Origin of the sequence: Halobacteriovorax sp. RZ-2, from assembly GCF_043196685.1 — a bacterium.
GTDB lineage: Bacteria > Bdellovibrionota > Bacteriovoracia > Bacteriovoracales > Bacteriovoracaceae > Halobacteriovorax_A.
This window is the reverse complement of sequence record NZ_JBEBMR010000002.1, coordinates 1,103,935-1,113,799: the sequence shown is the minus strand read 5'-3', so window position 1 is coordinate 1,113,799 and position 9,865 is coordinate 1,103,935. Positions and strand designations below refer to the sequence as shown.

Annotated in this window: 10 protein-coding genes; 5 read left to right on the top strand and 5 right to left on the bottom strand. The window is 39.7% G+C overall.

The genetic code is table 11. The annotated features are described in order from the left end of the window. Positions 1 to 201 precede the first annotated feature (201 nt). The 3 genes from ABMA78_RS11490 to adeD form a co-directional block, all read right to left on the bottom strand. Entirely contained in the window at positions 202 to 2,253 is a 2,052-nt protein-coding gene (locus tag ABMA78_RS11490; protein ID WP_392860179.1) for a thiamine pyrophosphate-dependent enzyme, read from the bottom strand. A gap of 97 nt (positions 2,254 to 2,350) precedes the next feature. After that, on the bottom strand, positions 2,351 to 2,857 hold the full coding sequence (locus tag ABMA78_RS11485; RefSeq protein WP_392860178.1) for a hypothetical protein: 507 nt from the start codon (positions 2,855 to 2,857) through the stop codon (positions 2,351 to 2,353). After that, positions 2,844 to 4,607 (bottom strand): adenine deaminase, encoded by a 1,764-nt coding sequence (gene adeD / locus ABMA78_RS11480; protein WP_392860176.1) that lies wholly within the window; start codon positions 4,605 to 4,607, stop codon positions 2,844 to 2,846. The genes ABMA78_RS11485 and adeD overlap by 14 nt, the downstream gene beginning before the upstream one ends. A 131-nt stretch (positions 4,608 to 4,738) precedes the next feature. Between adeD and fbaA the strand changes: the two genes are divergently transcribed. From fbaA to ABMA78_RS11465, 3 genes are all read left to right on the top strand, one after another. Beyond that, complete coding sequence (gene fbaA / locus ABMA78_RS11475; RefSeq protein ID WP_392860175.1) at positions 4,739 to 5,764, top strand: class II fructose-bisphosphate aldolase; 1,026 nt, start codon at positions 4,739 to 4,741, stop codon at positions 5,762 to 5,764. A gap of 94 nt (positions 5,765 to 5,858) precedes the next feature. After that, complete coding sequence (locus ABMA78_RS11470) at positions 5,859 to 6,791, top strand: TIGR01777 family oxidoreductase (RefSeq protein WP_392860174.1); 933 nt, start codon at positions 5,859 to 5,861, stop codon at positions 6,789 to 6,791. A 49-nt stretch (positions 6,792 to 6,840) separates the two neighbouring features. Then, positions 6,841 to 7,611, top strand: a complete 771-nt coding sequence (locus tag ABMA78_RS11465) for a sulfite exporter TauE/SafE family protein (RefSeq protein ID WP_392860172.1) — start codon at positions 6,841 to 6,843, stop codon at positions 7,609 to 7,611. On the opposite strand, the gene ABMA78_RS11460 is transcribed toward ABMA78_RS11465, so the two are convergent. Then, positions 7,598 to 8,110 carry a hypothetical protein gene (locus ABMA78_RS11460; protein ID WP_392860170.1) on the bottom strand — a complete coding sequence of 171 codons (513 nt, stop codon included), beginning with the start codon at positions 8,108 to 8,110 and terminating at the stop codon, positions 7,598 to 7,600. The two genes, ABMA78_RS11465 and ABMA78_RS11460, sit on opposite strands and share 14 nt — an antisense overlap. Before the next feature lie 143 nt (positions 8,111 to 8,253). Here ABMA78_RS11460 and ABMA78_RS11455 point away from each other — a divergent pair, with 143 nt between their 5' ends. Together ABMA78_RS11455 and ABMA78_RS11450 are read left to right on the top strand one after the other, a co-directional pair. Then, complete coding sequence (locus ABMA78_RS11455) at positions 8,254 to 8,784, top strand: hypothetical protein (RefSeq protein WP_392860168.1); 531 nt, start codon at positions 8,254 to 8,256, stop codon at positions 8,782 to 8,784. Between the two features lie 83 nt (positions 8,785 to 8,867). Beyond that, positions 8,868 to 9,059, top strand: coding sequence for a hypothetical protein (locus tag ABMA78_RS11450; RefSeq protein WP_392860167.1), 192 nt, complete (start codon positions 8,868 to 8,870; stop codon positions 9,057 to 9,059). 5 nt (positions 9,060 to 9,064) lie between these two features. Here the strand turns inward: ABMA78_RS11450 and ABMA78_RS11445 are convergent, their stop codons facing one another. Next, entirely contained in the window at positions 9,065 to 9,850 is a 786-nt protein-coding gene (locus ABMA78_RS11445) for a nitroreductase family protein (RefSeq protein WP_392860165.1), read from the bottom strand. Positions 9,851 to 9,865: the final 15 nt, after the last annotated feature.

The window sequence follows — 9,865 nt, the reverse complement described above, 5'->3', positions numbered from 1 at the left end:
AATATATTATTTCATTTCATTTCAAAGTGGCCTAGCACCGCGAACCATAGTTTGCCTTTGGGCAAACAATTTCGCGGATAGCCTTGAGACAACAAAGCCGGGCTTGAACCCGGCTTGTTGAATATATTATTTCATTTCATTTCAAAGTGGCCTAGCACCGCGAACCATAGTTTGCCTTTGGGCAAACAATTTCGCGGATGCTTAGTAATTAAGAACTTTAAGAGCAGCTTCTACAACACGGTCAGTGTTAGGAAGAACAGCTTTTTCAAGGATTCTGTTGAAACCAACAGGTGTGAAAGTCGAACCAACACGTTGAACTGGAGCATCAAGAAGCTCAAATCCTTTATCATTGATCATGGCAGCTACTTCACCACCGAATCCACCAAATACCTTATCTTCGTGAACAACTAGTGCTCTATTTGTCTTCTTGATTGAAGCAAGAACACCTTCTTCATCTAGAGGAGCAATTGATCTAAGGTCAACAACTTCAACACTGTAACCTTGAGCAGAAAGCTTTTCTGCTGCTTCAAGTGAGTGGTGAACTGTGTTTCCGTAAGTAATAATTGAAAGATCAGTCCCTTCACGTCTTACACGACATTTACCGAAAGGAACTTCAAAGTCCTCTGGTACAACAGTCATTGCTTGTTTAGCGTTGTATAGAGATTTTGGCTCTAAGTATAGAGTTGGCCCTTCACTTCTCATTGCAGTTCTTAGAAGACCAGCAGCATCGTCAGCGAAAGCTGGGCATACAATACGTACACCAGGGATACCTGCTAGGTTACCTTCAAGGTTTTGAGAGTGGTAAAGTCCCCCACCAATATATCCACCAGAAGCAAGTCTGATTAGAATATTTGGAGCGAATGCACCATTTGATCTCCAGTAGTCATGTGAACACTCTACGTATTGTTCCATTGCTGGCCAGAAGTAATCAGCGAATTCTGCACCTTCAACAACAACTCTAATGTCTTTGTTGAAACGTGAGAAACCATTTGCTGTACCAAGGATATAGTCTTCAGCGATTGGACCGTTAAATACACGCTCCTTACCGAACTCTTGTTGCATCCCTTTAGATACGTTGAAGATACCACCCTTATCTTTGTTGGCCATATCTTGTCCCCAAATGAAAGTATTTGGGTTATGTCTGAATTCTTTCTTTAGTTGTCCGTTGATTGCATCAATGAACTTCGTCTCTTCACCAGACTCGTTATGAGTACCATCAACATATTTTTCTGGCTTATGTGGCTCAGGAAGTACAAAGTCAAAGATAGACTCTGGAGTTGGGTTTGGTGCTTTCATTGCTTTCTTATGAGCTTCAAGTAGCTCAGCTTTTGCAATTGCATCCATCTCATCAAGCTCAGCTTCAGTAAAGATTTTATTAGTTACTAGCTCTTTTCTAAACGCTACTAATGGATCTTGTGCTGCCGCTTCTGCTCTTTCTTCTTCTGAACGGTAAAGCTCGTGCTTATCAGAGTTAGAGTGAGAGTGAATACGTACACAACGAGCGTGAACGATTACTGGCTCTTGTTGAGTTGCCGCAATCTCTCTAGCTGTCGCCATAGCGTTCATTGAATCAAAGATATCTTTTCCATCACAGTGAATAATGTGAAGGTTTAGGAAACCTGTGAAGTTATCAGCAACGTACTCGTTAGCTGTTTGATCACATTTAGGAACAGAAATACCGTAACCATTATCTTGGAATACGAAGACAACTGGAAGTTTCTCACGAGAAGCACCGTTGATCGCTTCATAACAGTAACCTTCAGAAACAGAAGACTCACCTTGTGAAGAATAAACAACACCATCGTGCTTATAACGATTAAATGCTCTTGCAGTCCCTACAGCGTGTAGCGTGTGGTTACCTGTACAAGAAGATACGTTATGAATATTCCACTCTGGCTTTGCAAAGTGGTTAGACATGTGACGTCCACCTGAAGCAAGGTCAGTTGCTTTAGAAATACCATTTAGAAGGATCTCTTCTGCAGAAAGTCCCGCTGAGAATGCCGTTAACATATCACGGTAGTATGGGAATAAGTGGTCTTTTCCAAGTTCGAAAGTTTGACCAATTGCTAGTTGGATACCATCGTGTCCAGCATATGGAGCGTGGTAAGACCAACCGATAGCTTGTTTAAGATAGTTTGGCGCACGATCATCTAACATACGTCCAAGTGTCAGTAGTTCATACCACTGCTTAAGTGTTGCTTTATCTGTGTTTTTCCAAGTGTACTTTTTCTTAGGCTTAAGAACAGTTGCCATTATCAACCTCGTATTTTCATCTAGTTATAAATCTTAAGTGAAACGGAATTTAACCATAATTTAACGGAATTGGAAAGAAATAGTGGCGCTGTCGTAACTAAAGACAATACTTTTTATGACCACTCGCGCAAGCGTATTCTTGGTATTTTATTGAAAGTGCAGGAGAATCAGATTTAATCAATTCTCCAAGCTTTCCACAGGCCAGCATATTACCACCGCGACCTTGCCTGCAGGCCTTATTTAAAAGGCTTTTATACTCGTAAGGTGACAAGAGTTGTGCATTGACTTGACTTAACTCATAGCAAGATGAGGCGTCTTCAATGGCACAAAGCCTCTCTAAATATTTTAATTCTAGCTGTTTTTTATTGTCTGTCTTCGCCAGTTTTCTACCATCGAGACAGGCCTGAAGTTGACGCCCACGTGAAAAATCGTCACGAAAACATAGAGTATGGGCCTCACCTCTTATCTTATCCCGTTCAACTTGAGCGACTCTTTTTTGTAAAAGCACCATAATTGGATCAAGAAAGGCGGCCACAACTCCAACGAAAATTGTGAGAAATAGCCACCCAGGTATAGCTTCAATAATTTGACTAAGCTTCTTCACATTTTAGATCGATAAATTCAAATTTTGTAACATCCACAAGTCCCATATCCGTAATCTTAAGAGTAGGAATTACAGGAAGAGCTAAGAATGCCATTTGAATGAAAGGTTCACTTACGGCCACTTCAATTTCTTTACAAGCAGCTTTTAACTGAATGATTCCCTCATTAATTGTTTCAGCAGACTCTAAGCTTAGAAGCCCTGCAATTGGCAGAGATAAAGACGCAGTTACTCTCCCTCTATCCACAACACAGAAACCACCAGCATTCTCAATGATTTCATTTGCAGCTGTAGCGATGTCCTGCGGAGCTTTACCGATGACAACAATATTGTGAGAATCGTGAGCAACACTCGAAGCAATCGCTCCACGAGTAAGGCCCATCCCTTTAACAAGTCCAAGGCTTGGTTTGCGATTTTGTCCGTATCTTTCAATAACAGTGATATATGAAATATCGTCCTGTTCAAAATCTTCACCATCAAATTTTACTTTAAGGTGATTTGTGATGATTTCATCTTTTACAATTTCCATCACATTATACGTCCCAGCAGTCAGATCATAATTAAAATCAGTTGGTGCTAAGAAGTTTCTTTTAATTGTATTTTCTTTTGGAGGCTGAGACTCATCTAGTTTTGCCTCCACTTTAGAAGGAAGGTCTAATTCACTTACAAGTCTTCCTTTCTTGAAAACTTCTTTCACATCAACATCTTCAAGCTTCCCAACAAGCACGATATCAGCTTGTTTACCTGGAGCGATTAATCCCAACTTCTTTAGGCCAAAGTGTTTCGCTGCAGAAAAGCTAGAAAGTCTATAAGCAATGTGAGCTGGAGTCCCTAGTTCATTGATCATTTTTCTTATCATATAATTAATATGACCTTCGTTGAAAATTTCATATGGATTTCTATCGTCTGTACATAAGAGGCACTGACAAGAGTTAAATTCATTAACAACAGGAGCAAGGGTCTTTAAGTTCTTAGCAACTGAACCTTCACGAATGATTAGCCCCATTCCCTTCTGGAGCTTTTCTTTTGCTTCATCTGCAAAGATTGTCTCGTGACAATTTTGAATTCCTGCTGCGATATAGGCATTCAGTTGTTTTCCACGAAGCATTGGTGAGTGGCCATCAAGGTTTAACTCCGCAAACTCTTCGACCTTTTCAAGAACACCTTCGACACCATTAATGACACCTGGGAAATTCATCATTTCAGCAAGGCCAAGAACACGTGGATGCTCTTTGTATTTTTTCATATCGATAATATCAAATTGCCCACCATTTGTTTCAAAACCAGGTAGCGCAGGAATACAAGAGCTCACCTGAACAAAGAGGTTCTGATCCATAAGCTCACTACATCTTAGAAACCAAGAAAAACCACGGTCTCCCATAACATTTGTAATTTCATGCGGGTCACAAATGGCCGTCGTTGTTCCAAGAGGTAGAGTTAGTCTTTCAAATTCAAATGGATGCATCATTGAAGATTCAACATGTAAGTGGCCGTCGATGAAGCCCGGTACAGCAGTTGCGCCCTGTGCATCGTAAATACGTTTAGCAGGTTGGTCATCGTATTCTTTTCCAATTCCCGCAATTGTTTTACCAGAAATAGCAATTGAGCTCTCAACAACTTCCCCATTAACAAGGTCGAGAATCTTTACATTCTTAATAAGTAAATCAATCTCACCATCACCGCGAGCCGTTTTTAAAACTTCCCTAAGTTCTTTTGGTGATAATTTTTGTGTTTCCTTATTTGCAAGTGACATCTTTGACCTCTATAATGTTAAGGGTTCCAGCAGACTTTTACGTAAGCAGTGCAGTATCTAAGAATGATGCTTTGCTTACGTAAAAGTCTGCTGGAACCTAATAATCCTACTATAACTAAAAGGAGCACTGGATGCCAATAGCTACTTATGAACAATACTGCGATATGTTAGATAGCGCGAAAAAAGGCGGATACGCTTATCCGGCCATTAACGTAACTTCTACTTCTACAGCAAATGCTGCCATTAAGGCCTTCGCTGATATGAAGTCTGATGGAATTATCCAGGTTTCAACTGGTGGTGGTTCATTTGCTTCAGGTCAGGCCCTAAAAGATGAAGTCTTAGGTGCAATCTCTCTAGCTCAACACGTTCACCTCGTTGCGGCCAAGTACGATGTCCTTATTGCTCTACACACTGACCACTGTCATCCTGAAAAAGTTGATAGCTTTTTAATTCCACTCATTGAAGAAACGGAAAAAAGAAGAGCCGCTGGTCAGCCGAACCTATTCCATTCTCACATGTTTGATGGTTCAGTTTTACCTACGAAAGAAAATATTGAAATGAGTAAGAAGCTTTTAGAGAGATGTGCTAAGAGTGAAATCATTCTTGAAATTGAAACAGGTGTTGTTGGTGGTGAAGAAGATGGTGTTAATAACGAAGATACACCAGCTGACAAACTTTATACAACTCCAGAAGAAATGGTTGAAGTAACAAAGGCACTTCGTCCACTTGGAAAGTTCATGTATGCTGCAACTTTTGGAAATGTTCACGGTGTCTATAAGCCAGGTAATGTAAAGCTACGTCCACAAGTACTTAAGGACGGACAGGCCGCAGTTACTGCTGAGCTTGGAGCAGATGCTGAAAACTGGCTAGTATTCCACGGTGGATCAGGAAGTGAGCTTTCAGAAATTCATGAAACACTTAACTACGGTGTTATCAAAATGAATATCGATACTGATACTCAGTATGCTTACTCTCGCCCAGTTGTTGATCACATGTTCAAGCACTATGATGAAATGCTTAAGATCGAGGGAGAAGTTGGGAATAAGAAACAATACGATCCAAGAGCGTGGATGAAGAAAGCTGAGAACGCAATGACTGAACGTATTGCACAAGCTTGTCGCGATCTAAAGTCAGACGGAAAGTCGATCAATCTTTAATTAAAATATTCTAAAGAGTGGGTATCACGAAACTCGTGGTACCTACTCATACTTCATTAATAAATTCTTCACAATTCATCCATATACTAAAACCATGAAAGTATTAATTAGTGGTGGTTCAGGCTTTATTGGCACAAATTTAACACAATCTTTGCTTGAACACGGCCACGAGGAAGTGCGCATTCTCACTCGCGATACTTCTAACAAGCAAGGCAATGAGCAAGTTAAGTACTTCAGGTGGGATGTGGAAAATGGCGAAATGGATATGGCCGCCCTGATGGGCGTGGATGCTATTATTAACCTCGCGGGAGAAAATATCGCAGACTCTCGCTGGAGTGAAGAGAAAAAAGATAAAATCTATAACTCACGTATCAATGCAACAAACTTACTCCACGATAAATTGAAAGAGCTTGGAACAAGAGGTCTTCCTCTTCCGAAAAAATTTGTCAGCACTTCGGCCATTGGAATTTACGGTGATCGCTCCGATGAAGAGCTTACAAGTGACAGTAGTATTAGTGGAGACTTCTTGGCAGAAGTGTGTGAACACTGGGAGTCAAGTGCCCTTAGAATTCAAAACTTAGATATTGATGTGAAGATTCTTCGTGTCGGAATTGTTCTCTCAAGTGATGGTGGTGCTCTCGCAAAAATGTTACCGGCCTTTAACCTTGGGCTTGCTGGACGAATTGGAACAGGACATCAGTATATGAGTTGGATTCACATAAGAGACCTTTGTGATCTCTACCGCTTTCTCATTGAACACGATACTGAAAAGCAAGTCATCAATGGTGTAGCACCTAACCCAATTGAAAATATTGATTTCACGCAAACCCTGGGAAGAGTCCTTCATCGCCCTACTTTCATCCCACTACCTGAGTTTGCAGCAAAAACAATTTTTGGTGAGATGTCTCAAATCATGCTGGCAAGTCAGAAAGTATCTTGTGAAGAGACTAAGGCCTGTGGCTTTGAGTACTCATTTAATTTTCTTGAGGCAGCTCTTAGAGACACCTTAAAAAACCATAGCGAATAAATTTCATCCTCCACTATCTTTCTATTTCAAAAAGAGTGATAATCTCTTCATGGAAGATTTCACATTAGTTCAAGCTGTCACTATTTTTACTCTCATAACATTTGCAGGTTTTATTGACTCCATGGCCGGAGGTGGTGGACTCATCACGATCCCGACATATATTGCAACGGGAGTTCCAGCTCACCTACTTCTTGGAACAAATAAATGCGTTTCTTGCATTTCTAAGTCACTTTCGATCTTTCGCTATGTAAAGCGAGGTAAGATCGATTTTAAATTTATCCTGCCACCAACGATCGCAACATTTAGTGCATCATTAATTGGCGCTCAGCTTAGTACTATTCTTGAATCAAAGCATATGGTCTATATTCTTATTCTCATCATTCCAATCATCTTCTTTATGAATCACCTAAAGAAGAAAAGAGAGTTAATGGATCACTCGCCTCTTGAAAAGATGCAAGTCCTCTTTCGCTCCGTTCTTATTGGACTTATTATTGGTGGATACGATGGCTTCTTTGGGCCAGGAACGGGAACATTTCTTATTATCTCAATGATGTTCTTTCTTCATTTTGATATTCTTGAGGCCTCACCTCATGCGGCCTTTATGAATTACGTTAGCAATATTGCCGCCTTTATAACTTTCCTAATAAAGGGTGCCATCATGTGGAAGGTTGTTGCTATTGCACTACCTGCGGGACTTCTAGGAAATTATCTTGGATCAAGTCAGGTTATCAATGGAAATAAGGCCACAGTCACAACAGCATTTAATGTTGTTCTTGTAGGCCTTTTATTTAAGTCTATTTACGATATTAGTACGATGTAGGACAAGAAACTTTCTTAAGCTTGAAAGTAAAAGAGCGATTGATACGTCGAGCATAAGATTTAAGCTCAACACTTCCCTCAAAGTATACTCCAACTTTTTCAATTGAAAGTTTTAGACGATGATCAACTTTCTCATACATCTCTTTTTGAGAGCGGTACATATAAATATCTTCATCGATTTCATAGCTTAAAGAATTATCGTCCCACTTATATTCACCTAGGTCTTGAAAAAGAATAATTGGAGAATATGAGTAGTAAACATCATCTCTCACACCAGTAAAGAAGTTGAAAACATTTATTGGCTCTACGCGATTTGTCTCAACATTCTTATAAGTTCGAGAGAAGCTATAATCTTCATAAGTTGAAAGATTTCTCTCGTAATCTGGGCCATGAGGAACCGACTGCTGATTATGTTCAATTGTTTCAAAACACCCGTAAAGATCCTGTGGCGTGATGGCAAATAAGTTTGCAGCAACGAGTAAGCTTAGTAAGTACTTCATTTGAAAATCCTTTTCGTAATTGATTCTAAGTAACTATTTTAAGTGACAATCAAATTATGAGCAAATGATGAAAACTTACATTAGCAAATTAATTTAAGAATTAATTATAAACAATACAAGGTTCATCCGACTAAAATACAACTATGCTTAAGTTGACTATTCTTTCACTATTCGTGCTTGTCTTCTCCTCTTGTCATCAGAAGACCCTCGCCCCTGAGTTCCTTACGGTACAGTCGACAAACACGCCACCTAATGGAGTGCCTTCAAATCCTCCAGAGATCATTTTGACATCTTCAATCGACTACAACACAAATACTATTACTGAAGATTCCTATCTCGTGGATGAACAGGCCACCTATACCATTCCGGCAATGATTACGGCAGCGGTTGGAAATGCTGGCCAAGGCTGGCTACAACTTGAAATCGATAATATACGCTTTTGCTATATGGGTGACTCTAAAAATATAAATCAAGTATCACTAATCTATAACTTAATTCATTCAACAACAGATATCATTAATTCTTGTAGCTCAAGTCTTGATACCAATCTAGCGCCAAATTTATCCGTCGAATTATTTAATGGAGATACTCTTATTTTCAAACTTGAGAATGGCATTTGTGGCAATAAATGTCTCGATACGGAGGTAACCTTAAATTTGATCCCAATTTTATAGGAATAAATAACAAAAAGTTTACAAGGCCCTGACCTCGTTCAAATTCGCTCTAGATAGAATGAATACATACAAAGGATGTGTATATGAAACATTTTTCAATTCTAACCATTGCTCTAACTTTATCTATGATCAATGTCGGTAATGAAACACATAGGCAAAAAGAAAATCAAATCAAGCACAATCAAGAGCAAACGGATTCAATCTCGCGTATTCGACTTCATACAAGAAGAAGCTTGTACTACTTTCCGTTTATTCCACGCTACATGGTTGCTTAGTGAATTTAGTGCTTAATAATAAAGTCTTCTTTTGGAAAACGAAATTGCGGGCCATACACACCCTTAGCTGATCTCTTCCCAACTCCAAGAATCATTGTAACGTGATCCTTACATCCAAGTCCTAAGAGCTTTTTAACTCTCTTAGCATCAAAGCCTTCCATTGGAAGAGTGTCATAACCTTGAGCGCGAATAGAGAGCATTATATTTTCACAAGCAAGGGCCGTTGTCTTATGGGCCCAAGTCTTAAGCTGAGATGGAAACATTGGTTCACGAAAGATCACTTGAAATAGGCCAATAGTATTATAGAAGGCCCACTTAAGAGGAGAAAGAATTCCAAATGGTCCCATATAACCATAGGCCATCGGAGCGATTTTTCCGTAATATGCCTTTACGGCCTTAGGCACTTCAATACCATCTTTCTTTGAAGCGGCCTCAAGTGAAGCAAGCATGCGCTCACAACTCTTCTTCCAAGTTCCAGTCTTTGCGACACAAACGATTAAGTGCTTTGCTGTCTTTGCACCATTTTGGCCAAAGCACATTTTGGCGAGAGCACTTCTTTTGTCTTCAGACTTTACCCAATGAAATTCCCAGGGCTGAAGGTTTGAAGAATTAGGTGCAAGAAGACCATGTTCTATTGCCTTTTGGACAACTTCATCTGGTACTTCTTCATCACCGAAGACACGAACAGAACGGCGTGAAGTAACAACCTTTTCAAATTCCTTAAAATCAATTTCCGGAGCAACCTCTGTATAATTTAATTCAAGTTCTTCTGTAAAAATATTGTCACTCACGCCAGTCTCCGTATT